We start from the raw sequence: 16,056 nt of genomic DNA, 5'->3' as shown, positions 1-16,056 counted from the left end.
AACATATATCTTTTATTGTTGCAAATTAGCCTAGTCAAAGCCTTTAACGGCTTACTATGCGCTCAATATGTACAGTTAAATACAGCATTTCCTCGCTGGTCAGCTCATGCCCGTACTCTTTCTCCACAAACCGCTTAATTTTCTCGGTGCAGGCGGCAGCCTCCTGATGTTTCTCTTTGATCATCATGTACAAAGCTTCATAGTTGTTGTCGTAATGCTTGCCTTTAAACACCCGCTGAGCAAAAAATTTCAAATGCGTAATGAAACGGAAATAGCTAAGCGATTCCTCGTCAAACTCCGTTTTGTAGTGATATTTAACGATGTTAATAATGTTTTGCATGAACTTGGTAATATTCATCGTAGTGCTGACTTCTTCGTTCATCTCCGCCGTGATGAGGTGAATGGCAATGAAAGCAGCCTCGTCCTCGGGAAGCTCGATGCCCAGCTTCTGTTTAATTTTCTCCACTGTTCTCATGCCGATTTGGAATTCTTCTTTGTACAGCTGCTTGATTTCCCACAGCATCACATTTTTGATCTCCATACCCTTCTGCTGCCTCTCGATTGCAAAATTGATATGGTCAGTCAGGGACACGTAAATGTTCTCGTTCAACTGCTTGCCAAGCTGCTGCTTGGCGAATTGAATAATATCCTCCACAATGACGACAAGCTCCATCGGAACTTCGCGCAGAAGCATTTTAAAATTAGCGGTAGTTTGCTGGTTTTTCAGCGCAAATACTTTCTCAATGCGATTCTCATCAACTTCATCGCCAGGCTTCTTCTTGAACGCAATTCCCCGGCCCATGACGACTAATTCCGCTCCATCCTCCTGAATGACGCTGATGACGTTGTTGTTGATGACTTTGGCTACTCTCATATTCCCCCGTCCTTTACACTTGGCAAGAATCGACTGCATGCTCCCTTATGGATAATAAAAAAACCTAATGCGCAACAAATAAATTAAGACCTTACATCTTAAAATTTGCGGCATAGGTTTTGCCTGCGAGCAGCAGTAACAATCCTACAAATGATAAATTTGAATTAAGTTTAGCTTGTTCAAATGCTGCTGTCAACGCTTTCATGATAAAGAGGAAGCCTATATGCAAAAGGCTTCCTCTTTATCGAATTGGCGCCATTAATTTCCTAAATCTGCACCGTTCGATTGGATCACATTTTTGTACCAATTGAAGCTTTTCTTCTTGATCCGCCGCAGCGTCCCCTGGCCTTGATTATCCCGATCCACGTAAATATATCCGTAGCGCTTCTTCATTTCGCCAGTAGAAGCACTGACGATATCGATCGGTCCCCAGCTCGTATACCCGATAATTTCTACGCCGTCCAGAATCGCCTCATTCATTTCGGCGATATGCCGGCGCAAATAGTCGATCCGGTAATCGTCCAGGATTTCCCCTTCCGGCGTAACTTCATCAATTGCGCCCAGGCCGTTCTCGACGACGAAGAGCGGCTTCTGATAACGGTCGTACAGTTGATTTGCTGTAATCCGGAAGCCTTTAGGGTCGATCGTCCAGCCCCATTCGGACTTCGCGAGATAAGGGTTGGCCACGGAGCCGAATACGTTACCGCTGGTCATGTTCTTTGTTACTTCCGGATCGGTGCTGGTCGTCCGGCTAGAATAATAACTGAAGCCGATGTAATCCACAGTATGATTTTTCAGAATTTCCGCATCGCCCTGTTCCATCTCAATGTTCAGCTGATGATCGCGGAAGAACCGCTTCGCATAACCCGGGTATTCTCCCCGCGACTGCACGTCGATAAAGAAATAAGATTCGCGGTCTTTCTCCATACCCTGGAACACATCCTCCGGATTGCAGGTATACGGATAGAAGTTTCCTGCCGCAAGCATGCAGCCGATCATCGCGCCGGGAATGATCTCATGGCAGGCTTTGACAGCGAGCGCGCTTGCCACGAGCTGATGATGCGCCGCCTGGTATTTTATCTGCATGACGTTATCGCCTTCCTTGAAGACGAGCCCCGCTCCCAAGAATGGAAGATGCAGCAGCATGTTGATTTCATTGAAGGTAAGCCAGTATTTCACCTTGTCTTTATAACGCTTAAGTACCGTTTTAGCGTAAGTCTCAAATAAAGTTACCAACTTGCGGTTTCGCCAACTGCCGTATTTCTCGATCAAGGCCACAGGCACGTCAAAATGAGCCAGAGTCACAACAGGCTGAATGCCATGCTTCAGCAGTTCGTCGAACAGATCGTCGTAGAATTTCAGTCCTGCCTCATTCGGGAGAGCATCTTCACCCGTAGGAAAAATGCGTGCCCAGGATAGCGAGACACGCAGCGCTTTGAATCCCATTTCGGCGAACAATGCGATATCCTCTTTGTAACGATGATAGAAGTCAATGGCTTCATGCGAAGGATAGAATTCCCCTTCCAGCGGATTAAACGAAGGTACATAGCCTTTCATAATGTCTCTTCTCTTGGCGCCCGTAGGGAGCAAGTCCACCAGAGTTAGTCCTTTGCCAGCGGCAAGGTAACCTCCTTCCGCCTGATTGGCCGCAATTGCCCCACCCCAAAGAAAATTTTCCGGAAAAGCAGATTGGTTCATTGATCGTACTCCTTCCTAATCATGTCCTCGCGTCTTGGGACAAGCAGCCTGAACACAAAAAAACCCGAACAACACCTCCCTGCACCTATAATGCAGACAGGAGCGCTCAGGTTATGCCCGGCTGGTAACATCCCTTGATCACTAGTATGATGTTTTGATTTATGTTAAACACTAACAATAATTTAGGGAGCTGTCAACTCCCCCTGGCTGACTTCTTCATTGTAGAGCTGACTCTAAACCATGCGGATAATACTTCCTTCTTCTGGTTAAACTATACGTCAGTCATTCCCAGAATCGAGGTTCAAAACATGGCCGATCCTAACTGCAATTCTTCCTCATTGAAAGAACATTTGGCAATACGTCTCCATGAAATCTCTTCATTGGCGCAGCATAATATCGAACTATTGAACAATGAAAATATATGCCTCGTTCAGCAGTTTGAAAATATGCGAAATATGATGACCGATATCGTGGAGAGCGCAGCGTCTTTTTATTTGAAATGTTATTTATCGCCTTACACGACTAAATACGAGGATTTGACCATTAGCGTGCGGAATTTATCGGAGCGCAAGCATGGCGCGCTCATCGTCGTGGAACGGCAAGACCCCATTGAATCGCTCATTCGTTCCAATATACCGATTGGCGGGACACTCTCTCATGCTCTGATCGAATCGATATTTTATCCCGGAAACCCGCTGCATGACGGTGCTGTGTTGATTCGCTCTACAACCGTTGTATCGGCTGCCAACGTACTTCCCTTGTCTAGCATCCGGGTAACGGATCGAAAATTGGGGACAAGGCACCGCGCGGCGATCGGGCTGACGGAGCAATGCGATGCGATCGTGCTTGTCGTATCTGAAGAAACAGGACAAGCTTCTTTTGCCATCAACGGAACCTTGCATCCCATTAATGTAGAGTCTGGCTGACGAACCGGAACCAGCCGAAGTCAAACTGGCTGCCCGGAAGGAAGATGAAGGTCACCTTACACGTTCCGGTAATTTTCTCAATATCGAATACCCTCTGTTCGTATTCCGTAGAATGCGTGAACTCGACGAGTTGATTGCTCTCGCCCTCCTCAGAGCCGAACCGGATATGAATCGTATTCTTGTCCAGCGGCGAACGGCCGCAAATGATGAGCCTCGTCGCCCCTTCGCTGCCAAAGTCCATCTGCTCGAACACCAGGGAGACGTTATTGCCGATGCCTTCGACGCTGTTATCCGTGATAGTATACTTATCGCCGTAAATACGGTCGCTATGGGCGGCGATATTATGCTCAAAGGCTCTGTTCTTCGCTTCAAAAGAAAACCCCTTGATATGCACCTTCTGCCGCAACACGAAGCAGATCGAGGTCACCCCGCGAAGCGTCTTGGAAAGACGATACGTTTCCTCCTGATACACGTTCCACTGGCTCTCTTTCTGATAAATGACATTGGCGAGAAGCTCGCTGCCTTCCTCTCCCGGCATACCTTCCCAAATTTCCAAGGGATACGGCTCGCTCGACAGGGCAAAGACTGGAATCGTAATCGTATCTGAACCATACGGCCCAAAGTCGATCTCATGGAAGCCAACCTGGGTCTCGCCGTCCCTGCTCGTAGCTACGCCCCGTTCATTTCCATTGCTTACCTCGCCTTTGCTATAATCATAGAGCCCGGCAGAAATGAATTTATACGGATCCTTATAGGCCGAGCCAAGTCCGCTTGCCGTAAACTCCAACTGGGATATGAGCTTAATTTTGTCCGTACCGTTCTTGCTCATGCAGCGCAGCCTGAATTCTCCGTCTCCAAGAGCAGTGATTATCGCTTCATGCCCATTCGCCTCCACTTTCGCAATATTGGACTCAATGCCCGCGTCATTAACAATGGACCATTTGACATCACGGTACGAAGCTGCTGCTGGTTGTAGCTGAGCCCTGACCACGATCTCCCGTCTGGATGGATCAAACTGTTGTCCACCCTCGCTGATCAATTCGATTTTGCGTAGCGGTATTTCATTCGCAGCTCCCATGACGCAAGGCAGCTCTTCATTCTCCGTTCGGGCGCATATTCCGGCATAGGCTCCGTTTGCATCCAAATGAGATTCAAAGACAGCTGTTTGGCTGGCCAGTCCCTGGGAGGTTACTTTCAAATGAATCTCTCCAGCCTCCAGGGTCGCAGCGATGATCGCCATGAGCTTGCCGCTAAACAGCCTGCGGCTTCGGCCCTTATACGGATCATAGTCCGTACTGTCCCCGTTATCGAGCCCAATGAGCCTGCCTGCGCCCGTAACCTCGACATGTACCCGGTTATTGGCGTTTTCTACCGGATGGCCATTGTCGTCCTCCATCGAAATTTCGACGAACATAAGATCCATGCCATTCGCCACAAGCCGATCCTTATCCGCCTTTAAGCAGATTTTGCTTGCGTCCCCGAATGAGGATTTGACGTCGGTGGCTATGATCCGGCCTGTCTCGTCATAGGCGATCGCTTTCAATTCCCCTGGCGCATAAGGAATCTGCCACCAGCCGACAAGTTCAGTTCCATGCTCATGATCGATATTATGCCTGCCAATCGTTTCGCCATTGAACTGCAGTTCGATTCTCGGCGCGTTCGAGCAGACCCGCACGTCGATCAATTGCCCCGGATTGAAATCCCAATAAGGCAGGATGTGCACCATCGGTTTCGTTCTGTAATCGGTCCAGGCCGACTGATAAATGTAGTACGAATCCTTGGGAAAAGTGGCCGTATCAACCTGCCCAAAATATGAGTTCTTCGTATGATACGGCGTCGGTTCGCCGATATAGTCAAATCCGGTCCATATAAATTGGCCTAGTGAGAAAGGCGTATCCCGTTCAGCCAAAATGCAGGCTTCCGCAGATTTGGCTCCCCAGCTCGTAGAGCTGTTGCCGAGTGCAGAGCACTGCTCATCATCATCGGCAAGAATGGATTTCGCAAACGGAAAATGGTAGACGCCCCGGCTTTGCACGACGGAAGCCGTCTCGCTCCCGTAAATGATCCAGTCTGGATGCTCCCTGTGGTGCTGTTCATAGTATTTTTCCGCATAATTATAGCCTGCGACCTTCACGATATCGGCACATTGCTGTGCGTTCTCCCAAGGCATATAGTTCGAGCCAATCGTGACTCTGCCATTCTGCTTCGGATCAAATTCCAATACGGCGTCCATCAGCATCCGGGTGATGTCCTGGCCTCGTTCATCGGCATGGGTATCATAAATCTCATTGCCGATGCTCCACATGATCAGGCTCGGATGGTTCCGGTCCCGCAGTACCCAGCTGCGGACGTCCCGATGTGCCCATTCTTTGAAGAACCTAGCATAGTCATAAGTCGTTTTCGCTCTTTCCCACATATCAAAAGCTTCCGAGACCACAAGCATGCCCATCTCGTCCGCCAACTCCATCAGCTCTTTGGCAGGCATGTTATGGGCCGTGCGAATCGCATTGGCGCCCATTTCCTTCAGAATAATGAATCTTCTTCGCAGAGCGGTCTTATTAAATGCCGCCCCCAAAGCGCCCAGATCATGGTGCTCGCATACCCCGTTCAGCTTCATTTTGACTCCGTTTAATATGAATCCCTCATTAGGGTCCAGGCGGATGGTTCGAAACCCAACAGCATGGGAAACGGTTTCAAGCGTCTCCGGTGCATGGCTCTGAGGCTTCTCTCCGCCTGCTATGGCAGGATATAGCCGGGTTATGAGCTGGTACAAATGAGGCTCTTCCGGGCTCCACAGCTTAGGCTGCTCTACCGTTAGCTTCTGCCGGTTAATCATGGCTGGCCCGGAGCCAGCGGGTATGTGATCCGCAATCTCAGCTATGATCTGGCCTTGGTCCAGAATCGTATGCGAGAGATAGACATCCTGATCAAGGCACAGCTCGGTATCAATTTCTACCTCCCAGCCATGTTCTAACTGCTTTGTCGATATGTATACGCCATCGGAAGCAATGTAATCGGCTGTTCTTTCCTTCAGCCATACATTCCGGTATATACCGGCTCCCGAGTACCATCTGCTGTTAGGGCTCTGGTGCACAACTTTTACGATAATCTCGTTTTCCCCTTCAAGAACGGCGTTTGTGATCTCATGCTCAAAGGAAGAATATCCATACTTCCATTCGCCTACGAATTGCCCGTTCACATAAACGGAGGAATCCATGTACACACCATCGAAGCACAGCAGCAGCTGTTTTCCTGCCTTAGTCCATGTAAATTTCTTACGGTACCAGCCTGTGCTGTTCTCATAAAGATTGAGTGTATTATAGATCAGCCAATCATGAGGAATATCGACCGGCTCAAAGGCCAGACCTGTATGATCCGCTGTCTCTAGGCCGCTTTTGGCAAATTCCCATCCATCATTAAACAATGTTTTTATATTCATAGTCGGCATGCTCGCTTTCTACGTAAAATGGGTTCATTGAATCGCATCTGTGCTGCATCCCCCCTAATATAGCATGTTTCCCAGCTTAGGATGCCAGTTTGGGATTGGATCTAAATTTTTTAAAGTATTTTCTTTAAGCGTTCTAGTTCAGTGATCTCATTAGACGATAGTACTGTTTTCATACATTTTCTTACATAAATCACAAATGAAGTTCCTTTAGACTTCAATTTATCGAATTTTGTCAATAGAGGCTGTCTCAAGACGTACTCATCCTCAGGCGGGAATACGGTGCTATAGGACACCTTTTTAGAGGGTGCGTGTGTCCTTTCAACAAAAATCGCAACTTTTTTCCTGAGCAGCAAGCCTTAATATTTGACATAATTAATTATTTTTCTACATCATGTTAATAAATATCATATATGAAGTAGTTCCTTTTATACCTCTCCACCGATAACCTGCTGCATTCAACCCGTCCCGTAAGAACATGGGCTCATATATTTTTCTGGTATCAATGCTATAATAACCCCGTTCACTTTTAGAGAGAGATCAATTTCTTAGAGAGGAATGGAGGGTAAACCATGAATGTGAAAGGTTGCCAAAAGCTTGTCGTTCTTCTGGTTGCCTTGCTTCTGTTGGGATTTCAATCCCCGGTTTACGGAGAAAAATCTATGATTAAAGCAACTTGGATATGGCAAACGGATATGATTATGGACGGCGGAGAGCAAATTCTTCGTTTTTCGCGGAATGAAGGCATTAACCTGATCTACCTGCAGATCAATCGACGAATGCCGAAAGAAACCTACGAAGCTTTCGTTAAGCGCGCGCATGAGGCGCAAATTGCGGTTCATGCTTTGGGGGGCGATCCAAGATGGGCTCTTGTGGAATATCGCGACGATATGCTTGGCCTTGCTGATTGGGTGATGGACTATAACGGTTCCGTAACGCCTGAAGGCCGTTTCGATGGCGTCCACCTTGATATCGAGCCTTATGTCCTTAACCAGTGGGAAAGCGGGCCCGATGAGATCATCTCATCCTGGGAAAGCAATCTAAAGGAATTTCTTAGCAAGTTATCGGGATCAGGCCTAGAGCGCGGGATAGATATCCCTTTTTGGTTTGACCACTTCACCCTGGAGAATGGCACCAGTCTAAACGAGTGGCTGATAAGCACATTTGACCATGTGACAGTCATGGCATATCGCAACCAGGTGGATTCGGAGAACGGCATCATCAGCCTCTCCCAGGATGAGCTCGAGCTTGCCAGCAAGCTGGGGAAGAAACTGCTCATTGCGGTCAACACCAAAGAAATGCCCCAGCAAGCCTACACCACCTTTCACGGTCACAGCAAAGAACAAATGGAGCAGACCTTGCAGCTATTGTCCTCTTCGTTAAGTTCCCATACATCCTTCGCAGGGCTTGCCATCCATGATGTGCGCAACTGGAAGAACATCTATCAAAATAGTTCGGAAGATGACACGGTACCTGATGGAGAAGAACCTTCGAAACCGGTTCCTGAACCAACGCCAGCTCCTGAGCCAGAGCCGGAACCAGAACCAGAGCCGCAGCCGGAACCCGGTACGGAGCCCGAGCCGGAACCCGTCGATGTTGTGCCTGATGCGCAGCCTGTTCAGCGGGATGAAGTCGTCAGAGGCACATACATTTGGGAGTCCGGCGAAGTTATCCGGAACAGCCAAGACATTCTGGAATTTGCCATCGAAAAACAACTGAACTGGTTATATGTGCGATTGGATCTCCAGCAGCCGTTCAGCGCCTACACTTCATTTATAAAACAAGCGGCTGCGGCCGGAATTGAAGTGCATGCCCTGGGAGGAACGCCGACTTGGGCTATGGAATATGAACTACCCAGAATGATGAGGCTCGTTAACTACGTTAAAGATTATAACCGCGCCGTAGAGCCTGATGAGCGTTTTCACGGAATCCATCTGGATATCGAGCCTTATGTGCTGCCTGAGTGGAGGATGGATCCGCAGCAGATTATTTCCGAATGGACCTCGAACCTGGATGCGTTTGTCACGGAACTGAGGAAGGATTCCAACCTCGAGGCCAGTATGGATTTAGCCGTATGGCTGGACAAGTACAAGGTTACCGGCGAGGACATATCCCTCAGCAAATGGCTGATTGACCGTATGGATCATGTCGCTCTGATGGCTTTCCGGGACTCGGCCGAAGGCTCCAACGGCATTGTGGACGTGACCAAGGAAGAGATTGCATTCGCAGAGGAGCTGGGCAAGCCGATCTATATCTCCGTCGAAATCAAAGCCAGCCATGAAGGCAATCATATTACCTTCTTTGAAGAGGGTGCAGCCTACATGGAGGAAGAACTCGCGAAACTGAAGGAGTTATTGAAGCATACGTCTTTCAAAGGTACGCTGGTGCATGCTTATACTTATTGGAAGAACGCCAAGCCATAAAATATGCTAGAACCTGAGACGATAGAAGATCATTTTCCTGATATCTAAAAAAATGGAGTCTGTCTAGTTAGTCCCAAAAACAAAAAGTTGGATGTAAACACAACCTGTTTATCATCTAACTTTTTTGTACTGAGCTTTTTGAGCTGGATAGCAGCAAGGCGTAAGCCTACCACTTTCAGTAAATTGTGGGCTGTAGCCACAATTCCAAATCCAAACCCGTTGTATATAGATAGTTTTCCTCTGCCACAGCAATTTTAATAGTTGGAACTTATTTAAATGGATTTATAGTAGTTAGTTTCTGCGGCGACGAACGGAAAGTGAATTTAAGTGTATTTCATGTCGTTAGAAGAAGTTAGAAGGCCGTCATGGGCGGGATTCTTGAATTTAGGATCATAAAATCCATTTAATTCCTTGAAGTATGCGCTGATAGCATAATTAGATACATGCATTCCATTTAGTGTTTGAACATAGCTTAGTGTACGATAGTGTACGATATAGCATAGATTACGATATAGCATAGATTACGCGACATAGCTTAGTGCATAGCACCTTAGTGTTCGATAGCAATATAAGATGAGCTAAAGAATGGAATGCAAGCAAACGAGAGGATAGCTTTCTGAAAGAAAAGGGGCGCCCCTCAGTCATCTATGATGACTTCTGTGGCAGCCCCATCTGATCTCAACACTTACTTAGTTCTCCCTGGATATTCTTCTTGCGAAATCAACGAACTGAAACTTGTCCAGCCGATGCCGGGACTCCGTATACTGAAAGAGCGTCGTATCCTCCAGGTGCACATAGCCCCGGACGACTACCACATGCTTGTCCTCTCCTAAGTCCATGCAGCGATAATCCTGCTCAGTAGCCTGATCTACAGAAATCACTTTCTCGGCATAGCTGATTTTCAACTGAAGCTCCTGCTCCAAATAATGATATATCGAATCAGCCGCGATATCCTCTGTCAAATGCGGAACGACTTCGGCAAGCAAATAATCGATATCCAAAATGATGCGTTCGCCGTCGATTTCCCTGGCGCGGATTACTTTCCACACCGGCTGTCCCGGTTCAATTTGCAGCTCTTTGGCAATCGTGTCCCCGGCAGGAACGCGTTCGGTTGTATAGACCAGGGTCCGGCTTGGTTTGCCGAGCCGCTCGGACAACTCTTTATAGCTGACAAGCCCCGATATCGGAAACTTGAGCCGTCCCGTAGCCAGAACGAAAGAGCCCTTCCCTTTTACTTTGTTGATGTACCCATTCTGTGCCAGCAGGTTCAAGCCCTTGCGCACGGTCTCTCTCGAAGTCCCGTAGGTCGCAGCCAGCTCATTCTCCGAAGGGAGCTTGCTGCCTGGCGGCAGCGTACCGTCATCGATTCGTTCAGCGTAATCCTTATAGAGGCTCATAAAAATATTGTTCTTCATCACCTGATCACCTACATCATTGTATCATGATTTGTGGCAATGTCATTACGGCCCCACTCCTTAGAGCCGAATTCTTATCTGAGCGCAACCTGCAGCACTGTCGTATCGCTGTGAACCGCTGGTCCTTCATATTCCTTAACCTGATCGATGACGTCCTGTCCGTCCGGCACGATCACCGGTGTAATGACTGGAAGCCCAGCCTGCTCAATCCGCTCCATGTCGAATTCAAGCAGCAACTGACCCTTGGTAATGGAAGCCCCTGTCTCAACGTGAGCGGTAAAGCCCTCGCCTTTCAAGGAAACCGTGTTGATACCGACATGAATCAAAATCTGAATACCGTTCGTATCTGTTAAAATCAATGCATGCTTGCTCTTGATCAGGTGGGCAACCGTACCGTCAAACGGAGCAAATACCTTGCCCTCCGACGGAACGATAGCAATGCCTTGTCCCATCTGCTTCTCCGCGAAAGCAGGGTCAGGTACTTCGGACAAAGGCACAATTTCCCCGCTTAACGGCGCCGCGATATCAATGGGAAGCTTGCCCGAATTAGCTTGTACTTCAGATTGAGGTTGAACCGCCTCTTTCTTAGGTTCTTCCGCTTCAACGTTGACCGCCGAACCTGTCTTAGACATGCGATACTTGCCATACAAGAGCGTTCCCGCAAAGGGAACCACAAGCACAATTGCCATTCCCAGGAAGAAGATGCCCCATTGGTTCGGGAAAATCGACAGGAAGCCAGGAATGCCGCCGACCCCGATCGAGGACGCTAGAACATTATTAATGGCTAAAATCACTCCCGCGATCCCGGAACCGATCATTCCGAAAATAAAAGGATATCTGTGGCGCACATTCACGCCGAAGATAGCCGGCTCGGTAACTCCCAAGAAGGCGGAAATTGATGATGTTACGGCCAGCCCTTTGGCTTTCTGTTCTCTGGCAACGAACATCATAGCAAGCGCCGCGGCGCCCTGCGCGATATTCGCCAAAGCCAGCATCGGCCACAGGAAGGTTCCGCCTTGGCTGCCGATGAGCTGAATATCGACGGCTAGGAAGGTATGGTGCATTCCCGTGATGACCAGCAAGGAGTACAATCCTCCATAAATCAATCCGCCAAGCGCGGCAAAAGAATCAAAAATGCTGACCAGCCCTGACGTGAGTACGTTACCGATTGCAAACGTGATCGGCCCTACAACGATAAACGCAAGGAATCCGGTCACCAGCAAGGCTACAGGTGCTACGACAAGCAGCTTGATCGAATCATGCACGCGTTTGTTCAGGAAGCTCTCGATTTTCGCTAAAAGATACGCGGAGACCAGGACTGGAAGCACCTGCCCTTGATAACCGATCTTCTCGACATCAAGACCGAAGAGATTCCAGACCGGCACCGTGCCTGCAAGTTTGGCATCGGCATATTGATAAGCGCTCATCAGATCGGGATTGACCAGAATCAGGCCAAGCACGATCCCCAGCAGCGGGCTTCCGCCAAATTGCCGCACCGCGGACCATCCAATCAATACCGGCAGGAAGGCGAAGGCTGTGCTTGCAATCAGGTTGATGATCGAAGCAACGTCTGCCCACTGCGGGTGTACTTCAATGAGTGACTGGCCTGCATAGAAAATGTCCGGTCCCGTCAGTATGTTGTTAATGCCGAGCAGCAAACCCGCCATTACGATCGCAGGCAATATTGGAATGAAAATATCGGCCAGCGTCTTGATCGCCCGCTGAAGCGGATTTTGCTTCTTGCTGGCGAGTGTCTTAACGTCATCTTTGCTCGCTCTCGCTCCCCCGGTAATTTTCAGCATCTCATCATAGACCTGATCGACCAGACCCGGTCCGATTACGACCTGGAATTGGCCCTGGGTCGAGAACTGCCCTTTGACGAGATCATTTTCGTCCAATGCCTTGGAATCAACCTTGCTTTCATCCACAAGGGCAAATCTCAATCGGGTCACGCAATGCGTAGCCGCTTCGATATTGTCTTTGCCGCCAACGGCTTGGATGATGCGCTCCACATTTTTGCGATCTATGTTCGCCATCGTCATCTGCTCCTGACTTTATAAGAGTGAGTGGTAATTCATGGTGTTAAATATTTTTAATTAATCGTGTTAATAATCCACATGTAGGATCCATACGGCGGCAGCTTGATGGAAGCTGCAAGGTCCGGCGTATCCTTCGTATTCCCCAGTAGTAGCTCCTTAGAATGCGCAGCGGAGAGATTCGCTGTGAACCTTCCTGGCAGCTCAAACTGTACCTCTTCACGGCTGAAGTTCGAAATAACTACCAGTATCTGCTCCGCGTTCTTTCTTGCATAAGCATAAACACGGGGATGCCCGTCATCAAGGCGCTCATACGTTCCGTCCGTCAAAACCGGAAGTCTCTTGCGCAGCTCGATTAACTGCCGGTAGTGATGATAGATCGATTCCGGGTCTTCCACCTGCGACTTCGCATTAATCAGCGGATAACGCTCATCGATCTTAATCCACGGCGTACCGGTCGTAAACCCGGCCTGATCGCTGTCGTCCCACAGCATAGGCAGCCGCGAATTGTCTCTGGAGCGAACCCTTACGATATGGGCGGCCTCATCTGGAGTTTTACCCCTCTGCATTAGGATCTCATACATATTAAGTGATTCGATGTCGCGGAATTCGGAAATATCGTTCCATTTCGGGTCAGGCATGCCGATTTCCTCGCCCTGATACACATAAGGCGTGCCTTGCAGGCCATGAAGTGTGGTCGCAAGCAGCTTGGCGCTTTCTTCCCGGAATTCGCCGTCATCCGTAAATCGGGTTAACGCCCGCGGCTGATCATGATTGTTCCAGAATAGCGCATTCCAGCCTCCGCCCTGCTGCATGCCGATTTGCCAATCGGAGAGCAGCTGCTTAAGTTCCTCGAAATCATACGGTTTGAGCTCCCATTTTTGTCCGTTCGGGTAATCCACCTTCAAATGATGGAAATTGAACGTCATCGAGAACTCATGTTCATCCGGGTTTGAGTAACGGATACAATGCTCCATCGTTGTGGAAGACATTTCTCCCACCGTAACCAAATGATAAGGCGCGAACACTTTGGCGTTCAGCTCCTTCACGTACTCATGAACGCGCGGCCCATCGGTATAAAATCTCCGCCCGTCTCCTGGAGGCACCGATCCGTCGTCCATGGGAAAGCTTTGGTCCTTGGAAATAAGGTTAATAACATCCATGCGGAATCCGCTTACGCCTTTTTTCGCCCAGAAGGTGAGCAGATCTACGACCTCCTGCCTAACCTTGTCATTCTCCCAATTTAGATCCGCTTGGGTCTTATCGAATAGAGTAAGGAAATACTGACCCGTCCCCTCATCGTATTGCCATGCCGAACCGCCAAATTTGGACTGCCAGTTGTTCGGGGGACCTCCATCCGCAGCCGGGTCTCTCCAAATATAGTAATCGCGGTAAGGGTTGTTACGAGAGGATTTCGCCTCCTTGAACCAGCGATGCTCCGTGGACGAATGATTCACCACGATATCGATCATCAGATGCATGTCTCTTCGTTTCAGCTCCCTAACGAGCTCATCAAAATCCTCCATCGTCCCGAAAGCGGGATCGATATTGTAGTAATCAGCTACGTCGTAACCGTTATCATTTTGCGGAGATACATACACCGGCTGCAGCCATACAATATCGATGCCTAAGCCCTTTATATAGTCAAGCTTCTCCGTAACCCCGCGGATATCGCCGGTACCGCTGCCTGTCGTGTCCTTGAAGCTTTTGGGGTATACCTGATAAACCGTTGACGTTCTCCACCAATCCCGAGGCAGGTTTCCTTTGCTTTCCATGAAGCATCCCCCTCCTTATTATCTTGTATATACAGGTTGTACGTTAAACATAATATACTTGTATATACAGGTTGTCAACCTTCTAACTATAATTACCCTATTCTTGTTTGCAGGACTAATATTTTATGAAAAAATCTAATAAATAAAAAAACATCTGTACCTTCCCCCTTTATTGATAAAAATCAATTCTTTGACAGGGAATGTAAGATGTTTGATGCGGCCAGCAAATGGGCATCATTGATGTTCATTTTATAATCTAGTATTCGTTTACGCCTAGTTCTGGAATATCACTTCAATAGCTTCAGATGCTACCTCTTGCCCATTAACCAACAGAATGATCCGGTGCTCGCCAGGATAATGGCGGCGGGTCGTCAAATCCTTCCAGCTATGCTTCCGTGAACCTGCATACCGTGCTCCGCCAGGCAAAGTTCGGTCTACTAATCGAAATAGCTTGCGCGATGTCTGTCCGTTTGCCTTCACAAAATCGATGCCGTATTCGATTCGAACTCTAACAGGATCCCCTTCGCGAAAACGAAGCTCATAGCCAAACTCACTGTTGTCTCCGATCGCAACTATGGCTTTGTCCACGGATAATACAGCATTAGACACTAGCGGCACCTTCCCCGCGGCCGCCGTATCCGTATATCCGAACAGCTTCATGATTTCAGGGTCGGCTTTGCGAATTAAATTGCGGCACGCATGCCTGACGATCCAGTCTGTGTCCGGATGTTCGCCAAACCATTCGCCGGCTAACCGGATCACCACGGATGGATGATCCTTCGTAATATCATTCAGGTTATTGGCCACGCTTTTTCGCACATATAATGACGGATCGGCCTTCAATTCTTCCAGCAAGGGAAGCAGCGGCGCAGGGTCGCGTTTATACATCGGCAAAGCTTGTCCCCAAGGCAAACGCGGCCGGCAGCCTTCGCTGGCAAGACGGCGCACATGCTCGTTATCATGCTTCGACCAAATCATCATTTGCTGCATCATCCGCTCCGGATCTCGCAGCAGGAACGGCCGTACTGCAAATTCTGCGGTTGATTTGGACGTAAAACGCTCCAAAGCCTGCATGGAAAGCTCCCAATGCTCGTCGGCCTGACCGTATACCTCCACAAAATCGGGAAAGAACAAATACGGGAACCCTACGCACTGCTCATCTATTTGATAAAGAACCTTGATCGCCTCTTCATAATCGCCGGGAAGACAGTGTCCCAGCGAGGAGCTGATTTTTCTTATTCTGGCTTTTAGCTCTAGTTCGCCCCATGGCTCAGCCAATACTTCCGTGATAAATGAAGCTTCGTCAAATTCGCTATAGGCTCGCTTCACCTTCTTAGCAAATCCGCTTAGAAAATCCTTGTTATACATTAACTTTAACGGCTCGGCCATCCTATATATCCTCCCTGTCTAAATACAAGTTCCTCCAACCATATTAAAGCAACTGCTCTACCAATTGCTACTATA

General features: G+C 48.5%; 9 protein-coding genes. 2 read left to right on the top strand and 7 right to left on the bottom strand.

Annotation, left to right across the window (positions count from 1 at the left end; genetic code table 11):
• Nucleotides 1–43 precede the first annotated feature (43 nt).
• Together licT and QNH46_RS12260 are read right to left on the bottom strand one after the other, a co-directional pair.
• Entirely contained in the window at nt 44–874 is an 831-nt protein-coding gene (licT, locus tag QNH46_RS12265) for a BglG family transcription antiterminator LicT (RefSeq protein ID WP_283924565.1), read from the bottom strand.
• Nucleotides 875–1,132: 258 nt separating this feature from the next.
• Nucleotides 1,133–2,572, bottom strand: a complete 1,440-nt coding sequence (locus tag QNH46_RS12260) for a 6-phospho-beta-glucosidase (protein ID WP_283924564.1) — start codon at nt 2,570–2,572, stop codon at nt 1,133–1,135.
• A 308-nt stretch (nt 2,573–2,880) separates the two neighbouring features.
• On the opposite strand from QNH46_RS12260, the gene cdaS reads away from it, so the two are divergent.
• Complete coding sequence (cdaS, locus tag QNH46_RS12255; protein WP_283928422.1) at nt 2,881–3,498, top strand: sporulation-specific diadenylate cyclase CdaS; 618 nt, start codon at nt 2,881–2,883, stop codon at nt 3,496–3,498.
• Here cdaS and QNH46_RS12250 read toward each other — a convergent pair.
• Nucleotides 3,479–6,937, bottom strand: a complete 3,459-nt coding sequence (locus tag QNH46_RS12250; protein ID WP_283924563.1) for a glycoside hydrolase family 2 TIM barrel-domain containing protein — start codon at nt 6,935–6,937, stop codon at nt 3,479–3,481. The genes cdaS and QNH46_RS12250 overlap by 20 nt on opposite strands.
• 578 nt (nt 6,938–7,515) lie before the next feature.
• Here QNH46_RS12250 and QNH46_RS12245 point away from each other — a divergent pair.
• A complete protein-coding gene (locus QNH46_RS12245) occupies nt 7,516–9,366 on the top strand; it encodes a hypothetical protein (RefSeq protein WP_283924562.1) in 1,851 nt (616 codons plus the stop codon).
• A 689-nt stretch (nt 9,367–10,055) separates the two neighbouring features.
• Here QNH46_RS12245 and treR read toward each other — a convergent pair.
• The 4 genes from treR to QNH46_RS12225 all read right to left on the bottom strand — a co-directional run bounded on the left by treR (nt 10,056) and on the right by QNH46_RS12225 (nt 15,981).
• Nucleotides 10,056–10,781 (bottom strand): trehalose operon repressor, encoded by a 726-nt coding sequence (gene treR / locus QNH46_RS12240; protein WP_283924561.1) that lies wholly within the window; start codon nt 10,779–10,781, stop codon nt 10,056–10,058.
• 74 nt (nt 10,782–10,855) lie between these two features.
• Complete coding sequence (treP, locus tag QNH46_RS12235) at nt 10,856–12,817, bottom strand: PTS system trehalose-specific EIIBC component (protein WP_283924560.1); 1,962 nt, start codon at nt 12,815–12,817, stop codon at nt 10,856–10,858.
• Nucleotides 12,818–12,873: 56 nt separating this feature from the next.
• Nucleotides 12,874–14,592 (bottom strand): alpha,alpha-phosphotrehalase, encoded by a 1,719-nt coding sequence (gene treC, locus QNH46_RS12230; protein ID WP_283924559.1) that lies wholly within the window; start codon nt 14,590–14,592, stop codon nt 12,874–12,876.
• A gap of 273 nt (nt 14,593–14,865) precedes the next feature.
• Entirely contained in the window at nt 14,866–15,981 is a 1,116-nt protein-coding gene (locus QNH46_RS12225; protein WP_283924558.1) for a DNA alkylation repair protein, read from the bottom strand.
• Nucleotides 15,982–16,056: the final 75 nt, after the last annotated feature.

The sequence above is a fragment of the Paenibacillus woosongensis genome (genome assembly GCF_030122845.1).
Classification (GTDB): Bacteria; Bacillota; Bacilli; order Paenibacillales; family Paenibacillaceae; genus Fontibacillus; species Fontibacillus woosongensis_A.
Note: the sequence above shows the minus strand (reverse complement) of the source record. Positions and strands in the feature narration are given on the sequence as shown.